Consider the following 17,750-nt stretch of genomic DNA (forward strand, 5'->3'; position numbering starts at 1 on the left):
GACTACCTGTCCAGCTGTCGCACGAGCCATTTGACGTCACCCGCCAGATGTTGGAAATACGGGCCATAGTGGTTGACGCCAGTCCTGCCCGGCACGCGCGGCATGCGGCGCGTCTGCAACGGAATCTCCCACGCGTCCGCGAGCGCGGTGAGCTGCGGGTACGGGATGATGTCGTCGTGGAGCGAGCCCCAGAACCGGGTCGGGATGCGCAGCGGCCGCCTGCGTCCGAGCGCGATCGACTCGAGGTGCTCGGAGGTGCCAGGGAGGGCGTGAAGGAGCTCCGCCATGCTGAGGCCACTGCGAGTCCACCGGGTCGTGTGCGCCCAGGGGCGGCGAAGCGATGCCCCGACGGCGCAGAGGTCCGAGTCCGCCAGGATCGTCGCGGCGCCTTCGGGGCTGAGGTGCGGCAGGATCTCATCCGCCAGGTCCGGGTGGTGCGCCATGAGTCCCGCGACGGCGTAAAGGATCACCACGGAGGGCATGGCGCCGTCGACGTGGTCGAGCATCGGCACGAGCGCGGCCGGGGGCGCGCCGACGACGGCGGCTTGCGGCTGGAGCTCCGGGGCGTACTCCGGGCGTTCGAGCCAGGCGCCCACTGCCCCGCCGCCCTGGGAGAAGCCCCACAGGCCGAGCACGGTGGTGTCGACGGAGAGGGATGAGGCGGCGCGGGTGGCGTCGATGAGCGACTGCGCGGCGGCAACGTGGTCGCAGTAGAGCTGCACGTTCTCGGCCGGGTTGCGGGGGTAGTCGGTGAGCACGACGTTGGCGCCCGCCGCGAGCAGCAGGTTGATCGCCGGCTGCTCGTAGGCGGCGATGAGGTCCCACGGCGCGCGGCGCGGGACGAGGCCGACGGTGCAGGAGTACGAGGGATTGCAGCGCGGGGCGACGCCCTGCGTGGAGGGGGCGAACGCGATGGTGGGGCGCGGGCCGTGGCCCGGCCAAGGGGTGCGCGAGCGGAAGACCGCCCCGGTGGCGGTGAGGGCGCGGCCGTCCTCGTCCGCAGTAACGTAGTCGATCCCCCAAACGTCGGCGGGGTTGAGACGCTTGGTCAGGCCTACGGCCTTGATTTCGCGGGCGTTGAGGAGGGATCCGGGAGTCATGCCCGTCACCCACGTCGGCGTGGTGTGCTCCGGCTCGGTGCGGCGGGGGTCGTGGAGGGCGTCGAGAAGCAGCCCCGCGATTGTGCGGGTGAGAGGAAACATGCGTCCTACCTCGGCATATGACGCCAGATCGGGCGCGGGACGAGGCGCATGACCAGCGCGAGCGCGGCGAGGCGGCGCGGGATCCACACGGTTGTGCTGCGGCCCCGCTGGGCGGCGTCGACGACCGCATCGGCGACTTCGTCCGGAGTCACCGACATGATCGCGGGCGTCATCCCCTCCGTCATCGAGCCGATAACAAACCCGGGGCGCGCGGTGATCAAGTGCAGCGCCGAGCCGTGGAGCCGGTCCGCCAGGCCCTGGCAGAACGCGTCGAGCCCCGCCTTGGTGGAGCCGTAGACGTAGTTCGCGCGGCGGGCCCGCCAGCCGGCGATGGATGAGAATGCGACAATGTTGCCGCGACCCATGACGTCCGCCAGCACGGTCAGCGCGCTGATTTGTGCGAGGTAGTCCACGCTGCCGATGCGGACGGCCTCGGACTCGTCGCGCTCGGCACGCGCCTGATCGCCGAGGATGCCAAACGCGACAACGGCGGTGGTGATCTCCTCCGCGGCGTGCACGGATTCCACTATCCGGCGGTGGGACTCGAGCTCCGTGGCCTCGAACCGGATGCACTCGATGCTGGCGGCACCGGCTTCGCGCAGACACTCCGCGATGGCGCGAGCGTCAGCGCGTTCGGGCTCGCGCATGGCCAGCACGACCCTCCGCCCGGAGCAGACGCGCAGGGCGATGGCGGTGCCAATGTCGCTGGTGCCGCCGAGCACGAGCACGGTGCCGGTGGTGGGCGGTTCGGCGGTCCTCCCGCCGCGGATGGGTCGAGACATGGGCTTAGCGGAGGTCGCGGGAGACGTTATCCAGCGAGACTGCGCCGTCCTCGTCCAGGTAAACGATGTCTTCCAGGCGCATACCCCACTTGCCCGGCAGGTAGATGCCCGGCTCGATGGAAAACGCCATGTTGGCCTGCAATGCGGTGTCGTTGCCGGCGATGATGAACGGGTCCTCGTGGCCCGCCAGGCCGATGCCGTGGCCCAGGCGGTGCGTGAAGTACTCGCCGTACCCGGCCTCCTCGATCACGCCGCGCGCCACCGCGTCCAGCTCGCCGGCGGTGATGCCGGGGCGTGCCGCGGTGACCGCCGCCTGGTGGGCGCGGAACAGTATCTCGTAGGCCTTGACCACCTCGGGATCCGCCTTCGCAGGGTCGCCGCCCACGATGTAGGTGCGGGTGCAGTCCGAGTGGTAACCCGAATCCAGCGTGCCGCCCAGGTCCACGACAACCACGTCGCCGTCTTCCAGCACGCGCTCGGAGAAGTCGTGGTGCGGGTTGGCGCCGTTTTCGCCGGAGCCGACGATGACAAAGTCGACGGACTCGTGCTCGTCCATGATCAGGCGGTCCAGCTCGGCGGCCACCTGCGCCTCGGTGCGGCCCGCCACCAGGAACTCCGGCACGCGGGCATGGACGCGGTCGATTGCCTCGCCGGCGCGCTTGAGCTCTGCCAACTCGGCCGGTTCCTTAGCCATAAACAGCTCAGCAAGCGTGTCCGTCGCCAGACGGGTTTGCGGGAGCAGGGCCTGCAGCGCGAAGACGTGGTTTGCGGTCAGCGAGCTGCCCAGCGCCACGGGTGCGGACGCATCGAGCGCCTCAGTTGCCAGCTGGTACGGGTCCTGCCCGTCCTGCCAGCCGCGGATTTCCACATCGTCGCCGGCAACGCCCAGGCTGCCAATGTCCGTCACCGGAGCGACGAGGACGGCCCGCCCGTCAGGGCCGATGGCCAGGGCGGTGAGCCGCTCGTGCGAGGAGGCCCAGGAGCCGGTGAGGTAAGCAAACTCCGGGCCGGTGCCGACAACCAGGCCCCCGAGCTTGTGCGCCGCAACGAGCTCGGCGGCACGGGATCGACGGTGTGCGAACGTGGACTGATCTATACGCGTCATGCTGGCAATGATAGGCCAGTTACACTCGAGCGCGTGACCGACCCTGTCCCCTGCTACCCCGACTTGCTCGTCCGGTGCTCCGTGGGCGCGCGCTACTGCTCGGGCATCCTCGTCGCTCAGGACACGGTGCTCACCTGCGCCCATTTCCTGCTCCCAGAGCGCCCCGCCCCGTCCCGCATTACGGTGCGCCTGCGGGGCACGCGCCGTCGCGCCCGCGAGGTGCGCATCTTCGAAGGCACCGACGTGGCTCTCATCACGCTCAATCGCGTCCGCACCGCCGACGACGCGCCGCCTGGACCGTACCCGCCCCTCGCCCCGCCGGCGCGCTTGCTTGGAAGCGCGCTGAAACGTACGGTCACGTTCGGATTCGGCGGCGGCGCCACCTCCCCCGCGGCCCGCGACGGGCGATTCCTCATCACGCTTCCGCTCGCCTTTTCGCGCAGCATGCGCACCATCGTGCGCCCGGCGGGCATCGTCGCCAACGCCGCCCCCGCGATCAAGGGGGACTCCGGGGGCCCAGTGCTTATCGACGCCCACCTCGCCGGCGTCCAGTCCCTCATCCTCGACCCGTGGCGCGTCAACCTGCACATCGCCACCGTCTCCCTGCTGAACAAGGAAGTGCGCGACGCCATCGAGGCGGCACGGGCCGCCTGCTAGTTGCCGATGGCGACGACGCCGCGTCGAATAGCGTCAATGGCCCGGTTGGCGCTGTCGCGGACCTCGTCGCTGTACCCGGTCTTCTTTACTTGCTCGAGCAGGTCGATGACCTGGCGGCACCAGCGCACAAAGTCGCCGGGGGTCAGCTCGGTGCCGGACTCCGCGGCCGCCGCCAGTGCGTACCCGAGCGGGGCGCCGGCGGTCCACTGGTGCATGGCGAGCGAGAACGCGGGATCCGGGAGTCGGGTCACCGGCAGCTGGTGGCGCTGCTCATCAAAGGAGAGCTCGCCGTAGACGCGCATGGTCTCCCCCATCGCCTCCGCCATTCGGTCCGTGGCAGCCTCCGGTTCGCCGTGCGTGGCCTTGCGGTTTTCAAACACCACCATGGACGCCACGCCGGCGAGCTCCGCGGGGTCCAGCTCGTCCCAAATACCGCGCTTGAGGCACTGCGCGACGAGCAGGTCGGAGACGTTGTGGATGCGCGCCAGGCGCTCGCCTTCGTCGGTCACGCGCGGCTCGCCGCCGATGAGCTCGACGTAGTCCATCTCCGTGAGCAGTCCGATGATGCGCTCGAAGGTGCGGCCCAACGAATCGGTCGAACGATCCACGCTGTTGGTCAGCCGGCGCAGCTTGCGCTCGTTGCGCACCAGCTCCTCCCCGACCCGCGCGAGCACCTCGCGGTCATGCGGCGGCCACGCGTGCACCGGGTGGTTGTGCATGGCCTCGCGCAGCGCGGTCACCTTCTTGCTGGGCCGAACCCGCACCTTGTCCTTGAGCTTGCGCGGCGCGTTGAAACTCCCGCTGTGCAGCATGTTTACCACTTTGCGGGTGTGCTTGCGCGGCTGGTCCTGCACGTGGCGGGGTACCTTGATCTGCCCAACAACGACTGGCGCGTTGCGAAACGAGCCGGCGTCGATGCGCCCGGACCAGCCGCGTTCCGTGGTCACCCACGGGCGGGGATCGCGCTTCTTTCCCGCCACCTGCACGACGGCGGCTAGCTCCGGCTTCTTCTTCCCCGGCAAGGCGATGACCTCGCCGACGCGCAGCCGCCCCAGGATCGTCTCCGTCTCCGCCTGGCGGTTTTCCAGCGCGTGGCGGCGCGCGTCCTTCTCAGCCTCGGAGAGGTCGCGGCGCAACTGCAGGTACTCCTCCAGGGCCGCCGCCGGGTCCGTGCCCGGCGGGTTAAAGCCGGCCACGTCTCGTTCCAGTTGCGCGCGCAGGCTGCGTACCTTGGAGCGCAGGCGGTCGATGTCACGCACCTCGCCCACCACGGAGCGGTTGGTCTGAAACTGGGCGAACGACTGCTCGATGAGCCGGATGGAGTCGTCGTAACCGTTCATGCCCAGCATGTTGATCGCCATGTTGTACCCGGGCTGGAACTGCGAGATGAGTGGGTAGGTGCGCGTGGATGCCAAGCCTGCCACCTCGTGCGGGTCCATCGCCGGAGACCACTGCACCACCGCGTTGCCGATATGGTCGATGCCGCGGCGGCCCGCGCGGCCGGTGAGCTGCGTGTACTGCCCCGGCGTGAGGTCGACGTGCGCCTCGCCGTTGAACTTGACCAGCTTCTCCAACACGACGGTGCGCGCCGGCATGTTGATACCCAGCGCAAGCGTTTCGGTGGCGAAAACTACTTTGACCAGACCCCGGACGAACAGCTGCTCCACAATGTGTTTGAACGCGGGGAGCAGGCCGGCATGGTGGGCGGCGAAGCCGCGCAGCCACGCCGTGCGGAGTTGGCGGAAGTTGAGCACGTCGAGGTCTTCGTCGGGGATGCCTTCGACGCCGGCGTCGATAATAGCCCTTGCCTCCTCTTGCTCCTCCGGGGTGGTGAGCTCCTTCCGTGTGCGCAGGCACTGGAAGAGGGCACCGTCGCAGCCCGCGCGGGAGAAGATGAAGACGATGGCCGGGAGCATGTCGCGGCTTCCCAGCGCTGCGACGACCTGCGGGCGGCCGACGGGTTTGACCTTGTCCTGGGCGCGCTGGGCGCCGCTGCGGCGGCCGGTCGAGCGGGCGCGGAAGCTGCGACCCTCCTTGAAGTCGCTGCGTCCCTCGTCGCGGGAGCCGGACTCGATGCGCTCGATCGCGTGGACGAGGGCGCGGTTCACTTTCCCGCCCTCTGTGTCATCGGTACCGCCAGTGTCGGGTTCGAACAGCGGGAAGATCTTGCGGCCCACCATCATGTACTGGCTCAGCGGGACCGGGCGGTGCTCGGAGACGATCACGCGGGTATCACCGCGCACCGCGTCGAGCCACTCGCCGAACTCCTCGGAATTGGACACGGTGGCGGACAGCCCGACGAGGCTGACGGACTCGTCCAGGTTGAGGATGATTTCCTCCCACACGGCGCCGCGGTCCCGGTCGGCGAGGTAATGGATTTCATCCATCACCACGTGCGAGAGCCGGTCAAGCTGCCGGGAGTCCGCGTAGATCATGTTTCGTAGCACCTCGGTGGTCATCACGACGATTTCGGCGGACCCGTTGATTGAGGTGTCGCCGGTGAGGAGGCCGACGGCGTCCTCGCCGTGCTCGGCGACGAGGTCGTGGTACTTCTGGTTGCTCAGCGCCTTGATGGGCGTGGTGTAGAAGCACTTCGTGCCTTGGTGCAGGGCCAGCGCAACGGCGAACTCGCCAACAATCGTCTTGCCGGAGCCGGTCGGTGCGCACACGAGGACGCCGTGGCCGCGCTCGATGTCTGCGCAGGCCTCCACCTGGAAGTCGTCGAGTGGGAAGGGCTTAGCGTCGCGGAACTCCGGCAGAAACGCTACGGGGGCGGAAGCCTCAGTGGCCCCTGTGGTCTCGGCGGTGTTGTCCTCCGAAAGACTTTGGTTGTCTGACTGTGAGGGGGTAACGCTGGAATCCATGCCCCTTACAGTACGTCGTTGAATGGATCTCCGTGACCGTAGGTGTGCGAGCCACCGCGGCCCGGGGCGGGCGGGGCGCTCGGGGCCGCCGGCGGTGCCGACGGGGAAACCCTCGACGGCGCGCTTGGCCGGGAAGTCGCGCCGACGGGCTGTGCGCGCCCGATGGAGCCGGAGGAGGTGACGGGGCCGGACGCTTGCTCGTCGTCAAGGTCCATCCACTCCGGGCGCGACTGGTTCGTGCGCTTGTCATGAATGCGGCAGAACTGGAAGGCCATCTCCACTAGCACGGTGATGGACAGCGCGAGCGCGACCATGGAGAACGGATCCTGCCCCGGGGTCATGATGGCGGCGAAGATGAAGATGAGCACGATGATCAGGCGGCGCTTGCCCGCGACGTGCTCGTAGCGCAGCACGCCGACGAGGTTGAGCATCACGATGATGAGCGGCAGCTCGAAGCTCACGCCAAAGATGACGATCAACGCGAGCAGGAAGCTGTAGTAGTTGCCGCCGGTGAGCGCGCCGACTTGCACTTCGGTGCCGATGGACATGAGCACGTACAGGCCCTTGTCCAGCACGAAGTACGCGAGCACAGCGCCAGCCACAAACAGCGCGACCGCCAGCGTGACAAAGGTAAAGGTGTAGCGGCGCTCGTTCTTGTGCAGCCCCGGGGTGATGAAGTTCCAGATCTGCGTCAGCCACACCGGGGAGGCCAGGACGAGACCGGCGAGGGCGCCGACCTTCAGGCGCAGCATGAACATCTCGAACGGGCTGGTGGCAAGCAGGCGGCACTCGCCGTCGCCGGCCAGGTCTACGCGCAGTTCGCTGGGCAGGTTGCAATAGGGGCCGCGAATGATCTCGCCCAACGGAAAGATGCCCGGCGGGGCGGTCTGATACCAAATGAAGCCGACAATAGTGCCCACCAAAATTGCGGCCATGGACACCATGACGCGCCGGCGTAGCTCCTGGAGGTGCTCCACCAGGCTCATCTCACCGGTCGGGTTTTTCGGCTTCCTCGCGCGCTTGAGCTTCAGCGCCAACGCTTTTCCCCTCTCTGTCGCGAGCGGTTACTGCTGCGCGGGCGGGGTCTGGTTGCGCTGGTGCTCCGGCTTGTCCCAGAAGCTCTCCGGTTGCGCAACGGACTGGGTCTCCGCGTTGCGGCCGGACTCGATCGCGTTCGGCTGAGCCTTGGGTGCCTCGCCCGCGTCGTCGTGCTTCATCTCATCGACCTCGGACTTGAAGATGCGCGCGGAGCGACCCATCGATCGCGCGAGGTCCGGCAGCTTGTTTGCGCCGAACAGCAGTAACACGATGACCAGGATGATGAGGAGCTCGGTCCAACCAATGTTTGGCATGGTTTCTCTTTCCACGGGTATCGGCGATGCCCTGCAACGAAAACATCGACATCGAATGTTTGAATTTCTGAATATCTAACGCGTCATCTTAACGCGTCGAGCGCGCGAAGTGAACGCTCGCGCACCGTGTCCACCAAGCTTTCCGGTTCCACCAGGCGCAGTCGGTCCGCGTGGGCCAGGCAGAACCTCACCAGCCAGTCCTCACTGCCAAAGCGAAACGTCGCAGGCACCCACGCTCCGGTGCCGCCCACCTCGTCGATCTCCAGTTCCCAGTAGTCGGCCATCCACGTCGCGTCGCTGCGCACCAGCAGTTGCGCGAGTGGCGCATCGGCCAGTCCGAAAGGGTTGTCGGGGTCAAGGGGCGCGACGCTTATCGACGCCTCCGCGTCCCCCTCCCCCTGCCTGACCTCACGAATTCGGTCGAGCCGGAAGGACTTGACGCGGTCGCCGTCGAGCGCCTGCAGGTACGCCTGCTCATCGCGCTGAAACACGCCGACCGGGGAAACGGTTCGCTCGGTCACCCGGTCCGAGGAAGCGGAATAGTAGCGGAGCTCGAGCTGCTTGCCGGCGTCGATTGCCTGGCGGATCTCCTGCGTGACGGACCCCAGGCCGCCGACCTGGTCCACGTCCGCTACCCCGCGCTTCCGGTTGACGCGGCGGATCTTGTCCGCGGCGGAGCGCACGGCGTCGACGTTGACCAGGCCGGGCAGCGTCTCGAGCGATTCGAGCAGGAGCAGCAGTGCGTGGGCCTCGGTGGGCTTGAGGTGGAGTGGCGCGGTGAGACCCTGGTCATCCAGGACGGTCACACCGCGCCAGGTGTGCTCGAGGTCGAACATCTCGCCCGGGCCGCGCCCGACCCCGGAAAGCAGGAGCCGGTTGAGGTCGTCGCGGACCTCGTCCACGCTGGACCCGAGGTCGCGAGCGATCTCCATGAGCGATTTCCCCTGGTGCCGCGTGATGTACGGCAGGAGGTTGAGGAGGCGGACGAGCCTGGTTGACCCGGTGGAGTTTGCGTGACCCGCGGGGTGCTTGCTCCCCGATTCCTCCGGCGACGGGGCCTTGTCGCTCGTTGCGCTGCGGAGCGGGGCGTCGTGGGGCGTGGCGGATTGTTTGAGTAGGGCGATGACCTGTTCGCGGACCGCTTCCGGCTGCACGGCGACCAGGTCGGCGGCGTGGGCCGCCGATGTGCGCACCACCCAGTCGAACTCGGCGTCGTGCAGACGAATCTCGTCGCGGTCCGCACGGGAGTCGCCCCGGGCGCCCGGCGCGCGAGTGCCGGCGGCGGCGAGTTCCTCACAGGTGCCGCGGCGTACGGTGACGATGGCGTCGGTGACAGGTCCGCGCAGCACGTCGCGAACCAGCTCCCCGGTGTTCTCGGGCGACTGGTGGAAGTCTTCGGTCTCGCGCACGAGGGTCACGTTGGCGACGCGGACCAGCCGGAAGATGCGGTCGGCGTCGCGCTCGATGTCCCATCCTACGAGGTAGGCGCGGTTGTTCAGCGAGACGATGTCCCACGGGTCCAACGTCCGGCGCTGCGGGTGCCCTCCGCCGGCTGGGGTGAAGTCGAACGAGACTCGCTTCTGCAGCTCAATCGCGGCGAGGAGGTTGTGGAATGCCTGCGGGTCGATCCGGTTGGCGTCGCCGGCCGCAGAGGTCAACGGCGCGCTGTCAAACACGCGGGTCGCGCCGGATGCCGCGAGCTTGGTCCAGCCGGAGCGGGCAAACGCGCCGAGAGAGCCGCCGGTGCTGAGATCCACCGCCAAGCCCACGGCGCTTGCCTCTTCTTCGGTGAGGTCAACGGGTTCCAGCTCGTAGCGGTCCCGGTCCATGGTGAGGGTCCCGCCGGAATACGAAATAGGCACTCCTGCCCGGCGCAGCGCCTCAACATCGCGCCGGATCTTCACGCGTAGCGCTTCGGTCTCCAGGTCTTGGTAGCCGTCCACGTTGCGGGCAACCCACTCCGATTCGCGGTCGTGCGAGGACCCCAGCATGGCAAAGGCCAGGTTCGCCTGCCGGACTTCCGGTTCGAGCTCTGCCACGTAACTGCCTTTCTCCCTCGTCCCCGGTCCGGCTAGTCGGCGGCGCCCATCGCGCGGATCTGTGCGATGAACTCGTCGACACGCTGGTCCTCGGTAGCGAAGGGGTCGAGCAGCTCCAAGGTGCGGGGTTCCGGGCGGTTGGTTTTCAGGTGGACCCAGTCCACATTGTGGTCCATCCCCGCCGAGCGCGCAGCGCTGAGGAACCGGCCGCGCAACGACGCGCGCGTCGTCTCCGGCGGTGCCGTCGCGGCGTGGGAGATCGCTTCGTCGGTGGTCCACCGGCGCACGAGGCCCTTGCGCTCCAGGAGGTAGAACAGCCCGCGCTCGCGGTTGATGTCGTGGTAGGTCAGGTCGATCTGCGCGAGCTTTGGATGGTCCCACTCAGCCCCAAGCTTGTCTTTGACCTGGAGCAACAACTTTCGCTTGATTACCCAGTCAATCTCTTGGTCCACGCCGGAGAAGTCTTGCGACGCAATCGCGTCCAGGGTGCGCTGCCACAAGTCAATGACGCGTGCCATTTCCTCGTTCGGCGTGCCCTCGTCCGGCCGGGACTCCAACCAGCGCCGTGCGGCATCCAACGTGGCCTGCTGGACCTCGAGCGCGGTGACTGTGCCCCCGCTCTTGAGCGCGAGTGGCGTCTGGCCCGTGGGGTCCGCCGCGATGTCGCGGATGTGATCGATGGCGTTGTCGAGCGTGAAATCCGGGAGGTCGAAACCAGCCTCGAGCATCTCAATGACCAACAGTGTCGAGCCGACCTTGAGCGCGAACGTGGGCTCCGCCATGTTCGAGTCGCCGACGATGACGTGCATGCGCCGGAAGCGGTGGGAATCGCCGTGGGGTTCGTCGCGGGTGTTGATGATCGGCCGGGTACGGGTGGTGGCCGAGGAGACGCCCTCCCACACCTGGTCCGCGCGCTGCGAGAGGACGAAGCGCCCCTTCTTGATCATCCCGGCCCCGCAGAGAAGTTGGCGGCTGATGAGAAACGGCAGCAGTTGCATGCCGAACGACTTCAGGGCGAGCTCGCGGCTGATCAGGTAGTTTTCGTGCGTGCCGTAGGAGTTGCCCTTCGAGTCCACGTTGTTTTTGAACAGGAAGACTTTGCCACCCACACGGTCCCGCTCGAGCGCCTGCTCTGCTTGCGTGGCGAGGTCGCTGAAGATGACCTCGCCAGCCTTGTCGTAGTTGAGCAGCTGGGTGATCGAGTCACATTCGGCGGTGGCGTACTCGGGGTGCGAGCCAACGTCGAGGTAGAGGCGCGAGGCGTTGTCGGTGAAGATGTTGGAGCTGCGGTGCTCGGCGACGACCGGGCGAAAGAGGTAGCGGGAGATTTCCTCGGGCGTCAGCACGGCCTTGCCGCGCTCGAACGCGGTGACGCCGAACTCGGTCTCCACGCCCATGATGCGGCGGGGGTAGACGGTGGCCATGCGGGTTACTGCCCGCCCTTCTGCACGAACGAGCGCACGAATTCCTCGGCGTTGGTGTCCAGCAGGGCGTCAATCTCGTCGAGGATGTCGTCGGTGCCAGAGGTGTTCAGCTGGGCCTGCCCGGCATCAACGGCGCCCTCGTCCGCGCCGTCGTCGCCTTGGTTGCCACCTTGTACAAACTGCTGCTTAGACATGTCAGACATGGTGCGATTCTAATCCTTTCAGTAGTGATTCGACGGTCTCGGCGCGCTCGATAAGCTCGCCGACCTCCGCCCTGGTCAAGCCGTCGACCTCGTCCATGGGGAACCGGATCGGCTGGTCGCCCACCGCAAAGAGGACGGACTGCCAACTCGACGCGATGATGACCTCGCCGAACTTTTCGCTCACCTTGCCGCGGAACCACGCTCGGGAGTCCTCCGGCGGCACGGTCACGGCGCGGCGGATGACTTCCTCGTCCACGAGCGTGCGCATCTGTCCCTTGCGCACGAGGGCGTGGTACAGCGACTTCGCGGGGTCAATGTCGGCGTATTGGATGTCAATCAGCTTGAGCTTCGGGTCCGAGATGGGTACGCCGCGCTCCAGGTACCGGCTGATGAGGGCCCACTTCGCCGTCCAATCGAGGCGGTCCGCGGTAGACAGCGGGTCGCGCTCGAGGTCGTCGAGCACCTCGCTCCACAGGCGCAGGACCTTTGCATCGACCTCGTCAAGGTCCGGGAGCGCTGCGGCACGCTCGCGGTACTCGCGGAGGAGCTCGATTGCGGTGAGCCGGCGTCCGTCGACAAGCAACAGGCGATGGGTGCACGTTGGGTCGTGGGAGACCTGCTTGATCTCGTCGACGGCGTTGGCGAGCCGCAGGTCGCTGAAGTCGACGTCAGCCTCGATGCAGTCGAGCACGAGCTTGGTCATCCCCAACTTGAGAAAGTTGGAGAACTGGCTCATGTTCGCATCGCCAACGATGACGTGCAGGCGGCGGAACTTCGTGGCCAGTGCGTGCGGTTCGTCGCGCGTGTTGACGATGCCGCGGTTGAGCGTGGTTTCCAGCGAGACTTCCTGCTCGAAGTAGTCCGCGCGCTGCGAGATCTGGAAGCCGTCGCGCTCTGACTCCTGACCAATGCCCACGCGGCCTGCGCCGATGATGACCTGGCGGGTGACAAAGAACGGGACGAGCGCCTGGGTGAGCCGCGAGAAGTCCGTCTGGCGGGAGTACTGATAGTTCTCGTGGCTGCCGTACGACTGGCCTTTGCCATCAACGTTGTTTTTGTAAAACTTCAGCGGCGGGCACGGCGCGGTCTTGTCCAGCACGCTGACCTGCTGCTCCCACAGCTCGCGGATGTCCGCAGCGGCCTTGTTGAGGACGTAGTCCCCGGCAGCGTCATAGATCATCGCGTCCCATGCGTTGGACACCTCCGGCGAGGAGTACTCGGGGTGGCCGTGGTCGACGTAGTAGCGCGCGCCGTTGGTGGTCACCACGTTGGCCACGCCCATCGCGTTCGGGTCCACCACGGGAACCGTGCGGTAGCGCTGCAGATCGAACCCGCGGGTGTCTTTGAGCGGTGCTTCCTCCTCGTAGTCCCAGCGGGAGCGGGCGGCCGTATTCATCGCGGCATACGCCACCACCGCGTGCGTCGAAGTGAGCAGCGGGCTTATCGACGGGTCGTCCGGGGTCGTGATCCCGTACTCGGTCTCGGTCCCCATGTAACGTGTCATACTGAACTACCGTACTCGTTGGTATGCCTATTTGTGTGAAAAATGCATACTGGCGTATTTTATTTACATGAGTTCTGAGACCCTCGCAAGCGACCCAGGTGTAGTGCCGAAGGAACGTAAATTCTTCGGTCAGCCCTGGGGACTCGCTAACCTCTTCGGCATTGAGCTGTGGGAGCGCTTCAGCTTCTACGGCATGCAGGCCCTCCTGGCCTTCTACATGTACTACTCCACCACTGAAGGTGGTCTGGGCATTGACCAGACCACGGCGCTTAACCTCGTGGGCGCTTACGGTGGCTTCGTCTACATGATGGCGCTGGTCGCCTCGTTTGTGGGTGACCGGTTGCTTGGCGCGGAGCGCACACTGTTCTACTCCGCGATCCTGGTGATGGTCGGACACATCGTCCTCGCCCTTGTGCCTGGCGGTCTAGGCCTTGCCACTGGCTTGGTGTGCATCGGTATAGGCTCCGGTGGAGTCAAAACGTCCTCGCAGGTGGTGCTCGGCGATTTGTACTCGCGTGAGGATCCCCGCCGAGACGCTGGCTTCTCCATCTTCTACATGTCGGTCAATATTGGTTCCCTATTTGGCCCGGCGTTGACTGGCCTAGTGTGGGGCAAGGCCGGTTTCCACTGGGGCTTTGGGCTTGCCGCGATCGGAATGGCAATGGGACTGACGCAGTACATCATCATGCGGAAGTCTTCCATCGGCGCTGTCGGATCTGAAGTTCCAAATCCACTGCCGCGCGAGCGGCGTGGTGTGTGGGCGATTGGTGCAATTGCTGTCGTTGTTGTCGTAGTCGCGCTGCTGGTCACCGGCATTGTTCCGCTCGGATCGCTGTCGTGGATCGTGTTTGCTATCGCTCTTATCGCCACGATTTACCTGTTGTGGGAAATGTTCCACTCTGATGAAGTTACCCCTGCTGAGAAGTCGCGTCTAACCGGCTACATTCCGCTCCTGTTTGGTTCTGTGGCGTTTTTCGCGATCTTTCAATCCCAATTCACTGTGGTCGCGGTCTACTCCGATCAGCGCGCTAACCTGAATTTCTTGATGTGGGAGCTCACGCCGGCCCAGGTACAGGCGTTTAACCCTTTCTTCATCGTGGTCTTCTCCCCCATCTTTGCAGCCATGTGGACTGCGCTGGGGCAGCGCCAGTGGTCATCTGCGGTGAAGTTTGGTGTGGCAAACTTGGTTACAGGTAGCGCGCTCTTCTTCTTCCTGCCGTACGCGGGTGGTGGTCCGAAGTCGACGCCGCTGCTGGTCTTGGTGCTTATCCTCTTTATGTTCACGATGGGCGAGCTGCTGTTGTCTCCTGTGGGCAACTCGCTGGCAACGAAGGTAGCACCTGAGGCGTTTAAATCTCGGCTGTTTGCTGCCTGGTTGATGTCGCTGTCTATGGGCACGGCGCTATCTGGCGTGCTCGGCTCGCTGTACAACCCTGATGATGCCTCCGCCGAGCGGACGTTCTTCATTACGCTGTCGGTGATCACCATTGTGCTTGGCGTAGTGTTGATCTCGATTCGTCGCTGGGTGCTGAAGAAGTTCGTCGACGTGCGCTAGCGCGCCTCGCTTCACGACGCCACCGCGTCCCCATCCCAACCAAGAAAGCCGGCCCCTTGGGGCCGGCTTTCCTCGTTACCTCAGTGCCGCGACGAGCGGGGCGTGCGCTACCAGCCGCGCTCTGCCAGGCGGTGCGGCGCGGGCAGGTCAGCAACGTTGATGCCCACCATCGCCTCGCCCAGGCCGCGGGACGCCTCGGTGACGACGGCGATGTCGTCCCAGTTGCGCACGGCCTTGACCACTGCCTTGGCGCGTGCCTCCGGGTTCCCGGACTTGAAGATGCCGGAGCCGACGAAGACACCGTCGGCGCCGAGCTCCATCATCAGCGCGGCGTCGGCAGGCGTTGCGACGCCGCCGGCGGTAAACAGCGGTACCGGCAGCTTGCCGTGTTCCGCGACGTAGCACACCAGCTCGTAGGGTGCCTGGAGCTCCTTTGCGGCGACGTAGAGCTCGTCGCGGTTGGCGTTATAGGTGGCTTGCAGCGCTGCGATCTCGCTGCGGATGGCGCGCATGTGCTTCGTGGCTTCGGAGACGTCACCGGTGCCGGCCTCGCCTTTGGAGCGGATCATCGCGGCGCCCTCGTTGACGCGGCGCAGCGCCTCGCCGAGGTTGGTGGCGCCGCAGACGAAGGGGACGTCGAAGGCGCGCTTGTCCACGTGGTGGGCGTAATCGGCGGGGCTGAGCACCTCGGACTCGTCGATGTAGTGGATGCCCAGGTGCTCGAGGACGCGCGCCTCCATGGTGTGGCCGATGCGGGCCTTCGCCATCACCGGGATGTTCACGGCGTTCAGGATGCCCTCGATGAGGTCGGGGTCGGACATGCGGGCAACGCCGCCTTCGGCGCGGATGTCCGCGGGAACGCGCTCGAGCGCCATGACTGCCACGGCACCGGCCGCTTCGGCGATCTTCGCCTGCTCCGGCGTGACGACGTCCATGATCACGCCGCCTTTGAACGAGTTGGTGAGTTCTGCAAACTTGGTGAAATCTGTCATAGTGCTCCATTGTCTGGGCGCAACTGGTAGATTCCAAGGTCCAGTATCATTTTCATTCCTTGTACCAGTTGGTGATCATGTGCTCCTCAGCGTCTCCCCCGAGCTGCCTATCCCCTTGCCCACGCAGATCGCACAGCAGATTCGGCTCGCGGTTACCAACGGCACGCTGCAGCCCGGAGACACGGTCTCCAGCACACGCGCACTCGCCCGCCAGCTCGGAGTCTCCCGCGGCACGGTCGTTACCGCCTACGACCAACTCATCAGTGAGGGCTTCCTCCTCGCCGCGCAGGGCGCACCGACGCGGATCCACCCGGCGCTCACGCTTGCGCCACCGGCGCAGGGGCCGCAGCGCGACACGCGCCCAAGGACGACACCCCGGGCCCGGGTCTCATTGCGGCCGTCTGCGGGCAGCGCCGGAGCAGTTCGACCGGCCGCGTGGCGCAAGGCCTGGAGGGACGCCCTCAACGCGGACGGTGCCAGCCTGGATAAGACCGGAGAACCAGAACTCAGAGCCGCCATCGCCGAGCACCTGCGCCTCGCGCGCGGCATACAGGTCGACCCCGCACACGTGGTGGTCACCGGAGGATCGCGCGAAGGGCTGCAGCTCATCCTGTACACGCTGGGTTCGGGGCTGCGCGTGGGTGTTGAAGACCCGGGCCACCCCGGCCTGCGTCGCGTGATCCCCCTCGGCGGACACGAGGTGGTCCCCTGCGCCACCGATCCCGGTGGGGTGGTCGTCGGCGAGCTTTCAGACCGCCTCAACGCGCTCTTGGTCACTCCGTCCCACCTGTACCCCTTCGGCGGTGCGATGAGCGCCTCGCGCCGCTCCGCACTGCTCAACTGGGCGACGCGGACCGGCGCCGAGCTCATCGAGGACGACTTCAACACCGAGCTGCGCTACCTCATCTCGCCGCAGCCCCCGCTCGCGGCGCTGTCGCCGGGGGCCGACGTGCTCACGCTCGGCACGTTCTCCACGCTCCTCTCCCGCAAGCTCGCCGCGGGGTATGTCGTGGCCTCCCCCGCGCTCGCTCCCGCGCTGCGGGAGACCCGAGAGCTCCTGGGAATGCCGGTGGCCACGGTGACGCAGCGCGCCATCGCGCACCTCCTCGACCGCGGCTACGTGCGCCGGAACGCGCGTGCAGCGCACAACCGGCTCGCGCGACGTCGCAAAGCCGTTGCCGCCACGGTGGTCCCCGCCCTGGAAGCGCGCGGCGCGCGAGTGACCGTGCCGGAAGCAGGCGGCGCAGACGTCACCGCCGAGTTTCCCACCGTTGCACTGCGGCAACAGTTCGAGGACCAACTTGCCGCCAGCGGCGTGGAGTGCGGCCACGAGTCCAGCCTGTGGTCGGGCGGTGGGGATGGGCTTGTCCTGAGCTTTTCGCACCTGACGGATGAGGACTTCGAGTACGCGCTCGGGGCCATCCACCAGGGAAAGACCGCCTGACTCAGCCCCCTGCGGCCGCGACCTCAGCGCGACGCGGGGGCTCGCCGGCAGGGGCTCCCGTCTTCCGGCGAACCGCCCAGGCGAAGATCGCGCCGGTGATGTTGTGCAGTACCGCGGCGACCGCGCACGGGGCGAGCAGCGTGGAAACGCTCGTCATCGCCACGGATAGCGCCACATCGCCCTTGGCCAGGTACGCGATCACGTTCGAGGAGGTGCCGCCGGGAACCGAGCCCAGCATGAGCAGCCCCACTGCGAGCGCAGGGCTCAGGCCCAGGAGCTTGACCACCGCGACCGCGCCGAGCGGCATGATCACGAATTGCGCGACGACGCCAATGGCGATCGGGACGGGCCGCTTCGCCACCTCCTTGAAGTCCGGGATGGTCAGCGTGAGCCCCATACCGAACATGATGATCATCAGGAAGTACGTGATGAAGCTGGTCAGCGGGAGGAACGGCCCTGGCGCGACAAACGCGAGCACCGAACCGAGTAGAATAAAGGCCGGGAACGCGGCGACGGCGATGGCTGCCGAGCGATCTTCCTGTGTGCTCATGGCGAACTCCTACTCACTCTGTGGGATGAAATTCCGCATAACGAAATATGGGTGAGTATAAGTGATACCGCGCACAC

At 66.5% G+C, this 17,750-nt stretch carries 14 protein-coding genes and 1 pseudogene; 3 read left to right on the plus strand and 12 right to left on the minus strand.

Going from position 1 to position 17,750, the window contains the following annotated elements; translation table 11 throughout:
• Positions 1 to 2: 2 nt before the first annotated feature.
• Genes OVO38_RS04185 through OVO38_RS04195 form a run of 3 tightly spaced genes read right to left on the minus strand, consistent with a single transcriptional unit; the run spans position 3 to position 3,089 of the window.
• Positions 3 to 1,202: a lipase family protein gene (locus tag OVO38_RS04185; protein WP_267207824.1), complete on the minus strand. Its 1,200-nt coding sequence runs from the start codon at positions 1,200 to 1,202 to the stop codon at positions 3 to 5.
• A 5-nt stretch (positions 1,203 to 1,207) separates the two neighbouring features.
• Positions 1,208 to 1,984, minus strand: a complete 777-nt coding sequence (locus OVO38_RS04190; protein ID WP_095545725.1) for an SDR family oxidoreductase — start codon at positions 1,982 to 1,984, stop codon at positions 1,208 to 1,210.
• Between the two features lie 4 nt (positions 1,985 to 1,988).
• A complete protein-coding gene (locus OVO38_RS04195; protein ID WP_267207825.1) occupies positions 1,989 to 3,089 on the minus strand; it encodes a M24 family metallopeptidase in 1,101 nt (366 codons plus the stop codon).
• Between the two features lie 33 nt (positions 3,090 to 3,122).
• Between OVO38_RS04195 and OVO38_RS04200 the strand changes: the two genes are divergently transcribed.
• Entirely contained in the window at positions 3,123 to 3,746 is a 624-nt protein-coding gene (locus OVO38_RS04200) for a trypsin-like peptidase domain-containing protein (RefSeq protein ID WP_267207826.1), read from the plus strand.
• On the opposite strand, the gene OVO38_RS04205 is transcribed toward OVO38_RS04200, so the two are convergent.
• The 7 genes from OVO38_RS04205 to dop all read right to left on the minus strand — a co-directional run bounded on the left by OVO38_RS04205 (position 3,743) and on the right by dop (position 13,132).
• On the minus strand, positions 3,743 to 6,610 hold the full coding sequence (locus tag OVO38_RS04205) for a DEAD/DEAH box helicase (RefSeq protein ID WP_267207827.1): 2,868 nt from the start codon (positions 6,608 to 6,610) through the stop codon (positions 3,743 to 3,745). The two genes, OVO38_RS04200 and OVO38_RS04205, sit on opposite strands and share 4 nt — an antisense overlap.
• A 5-nt stretch (positions 6,611 to 6,615) precedes the next feature.
• Positions 6,616 to 7,596: a twin-arginine translocase subunit TatC gene (gene tatC / locus OVO38_RS04210; RefSeq protein WP_267207885.1), complete on the minus strand. Its 981-nt coding sequence runs from the start codon at positions 7,594 to 7,596 to the stop codon at positions 6,616 to 6,618.
• Positions 7,597 to 7,674: 78 nt separating this feature from the next.
• Positions 7,675 to 7,962, minus strand: coding sequence for a Sec-independent protein translocase subunit TatA (gene tatA / locus OVO38_RS04215; RefSeq protein ID WP_095276619.1), 288 nt, complete (start codon positions 7,960 to 7,962; stop codon positions 7,675 to 7,677).
• A gap of 83 nt (positions 7,963 to 8,045) precedes the next feature.
• Positions 8,046 to 10,001: a helix-turn-helix transcriptional regulator gene (locus OVO38_RS04220; RefSeq protein ID WP_267207828.1), complete on the minus strand. Its 1,956-nt coding sequence runs from the start codon at positions 9,999 to 10,001 to the stop codon at positions 8,046 to 8,048.
• A gap of 32 nt (positions 10,002 to 10,033) precedes the next feature.
• Entirely contained in the window at positions 10,034 to 11,425 is a 1,392-nt protein-coding gene (pafA, locus tag OVO38_RS04225) for a Pup--protein ligase (RefSeq protein ID WP_267207829.1), read from the minus strand.
• A gap of 5 nt (positions 11,426 to 11,430) precedes the next feature.
• Positions 11,431 to 11,619: a ubiquitin-like protein Pup gene (locus OVO38_RS04230; protein WP_267207886.1), complete on the minus strand. Its 189-nt coding sequence runs from the start codon at positions 11,617 to 11,619 to the stop codon at positions 11,431 to 11,433.
• A gap of 1 nt (position 11,620) precedes the next feature.
• A complete protein-coding gene (dop, locus tag OVO38_RS04235; protein WP_267207830.1) occupies positions 11,621 to 13,132 on the minus strand; it encodes a depupylase/deamidase Dop in 1,512 nt (503 codons plus the stop codon).
• 67 nt (positions 13,133 to 13,199) lie between these two features.
• Here dop and OVO38_RS04240 point away from each other — a divergent pair, with 67 nt between their 5' ends.
• On the plus strand, positions 13,200 to 14,687 hold the full coding sequence (locus tag OVO38_RS04240) for a peptide MFS transporter (protein WP_095276604.1): 1,488 nt from the start codon (positions 13,200 to 13,202) through the stop codon (positions 14,685 to 14,687).
• A gap of 107 nt (positions 14,688 to 14,794) precedes the next feature.
• On the opposite strand, the gene pdxS is transcribed toward OVO38_RS04240, so the two are convergent.
• A complete protein-coding gene (gene pdxS, locus OVO38_RS04245) occupies positions 14,795 to 15,679 on the minus strand; it encodes a pyridoxal 5'-phosphate synthase lyase subunit PdxS (RefSeq protein WP_095536145.1) in 885 nt (294 codons plus the stop codon).
• 79 nt (positions 15,680 to 15,758) lie between these two features.
• Here pdxS and OVO38_RS04250 point away from each other — a divergent pair, with 79 nt between their 5' ends.
• The gene (locus OVO38_RS04250) at positions 15,759 to 17,123 is read left to right on the plus strand and encodes a PLP-dependent aminotransferase family protein (protein WP_267207831.1); all 1,365 of its coding nucleotides are present in this window, start codon (positions 15,759 to 15,761) and stop codon (positions 17,121 to 17,123) included.
• A 91-nt stretch (positions 17,124 to 17,214) separates the two neighbouring features.
• On the opposite strand, the pseudogene OVO38_RS04255 reads toward OVO38_RS04250, so the two are convergent.
• Positions 17,215 to 17,673: pseudogene (locus tag OVO38_RS04255) on the minus strand (bile acid:sodium symporter family protein); the annotation flags it as partial.
• Positions 17,674 to 17,750: the final 77 nt, after the last annotated feature.

Origin of the sequence: Corynebacterium sp. Marseille-P8863, from assembly GCF_946902955.1 — a bacterium.
GTDB classification, from domain to species: Bacteria; Actinomycetota; Actinomycetes; order Mycobacteriales; family Mycobacteriaceae; genus Corynebacterium; species Corynebacterium gottingense.

Excerpts from the sequence above, each read along its gene's own strand:
- OVO38_RS04185 (WP_267207824.1), bottom strand. The coding sequence starts at position 1,202 with ATGTTTCCTCTCACCCGCACAATCGCGGGGCTGCTTCTCGACGCCCTC.
- OVO38_RS04190 (WP_095545725.1), bottom strand. The coding sequence starts at position 1,984 with ATGTCTCGACCCATCCGCGGCGGGAGGACCGCCGAACCGCCCACCACC.
- OVO38_RS04195 (WP_267207825.1), bottom strand. The coding sequence starts at position 3,089 with ATGACGCGTATAGATCAGTCCACGTTCGCACACCGTCGATCCCGTGCC.
- OVO38_RS04205 (WP_267207827.1), bottom strand. The coding sequence starts at position 6,610 with ATGGATTCCAGCGTTACCCCCTCACAGTCAGACAACCAAAGTCTTTCG.
- tatC (WP_267207885.1), bottom strand. The coding sequence starts at position 7,596 with ATGAGCCTGGTGGAGCACCTCCAGGAGCTACGCCGGCGCGTCATGGTG.
- tatA (WP_095276619.1), bottom strand. The coding sequence starts at position 7,962 with ATGCCAAACATTGGTTGGACCGAGCTCCTCATCATCCTGGTCATCGTG.
- pafA (WP_267207829.1), bottom strand. The coding sequence starts at position 11,425 with ATGGCCACCGTCTACCCCCGCCGCATCATGGGCGTGGAGACCGAGTTC.
- OVO38_RS04230 (WP_267207886.1), bottom strand. The coding sequence starts at position 11,619 with ATGTCTAAGCAGCAGTTTGTACAAGGTGGCAACCAAGGCGACGACGGC.
- dop (WP_267207830.1), bottom strand. The coding sequence starts at position 13,132 with ATGACACGTTACATGGGGACCGAGACCGAGTACGGGATCACGACCCCG.
- OVO38_RS04240 (WP_095276604.1), top strand. The coding sequence starts at position 13,200 with ATGAGTTCTGAGACCCTCGCAAGCGACCCAGGTGTAGTGCCGAAGGAA.
- pdxS (WP_095536145.1), bottom strand. The coding sequence starts at position 15,679 with ATGACAGATTTCACCAAGTTTGCAGAACTCACCAACTCGTTCAAAGGC.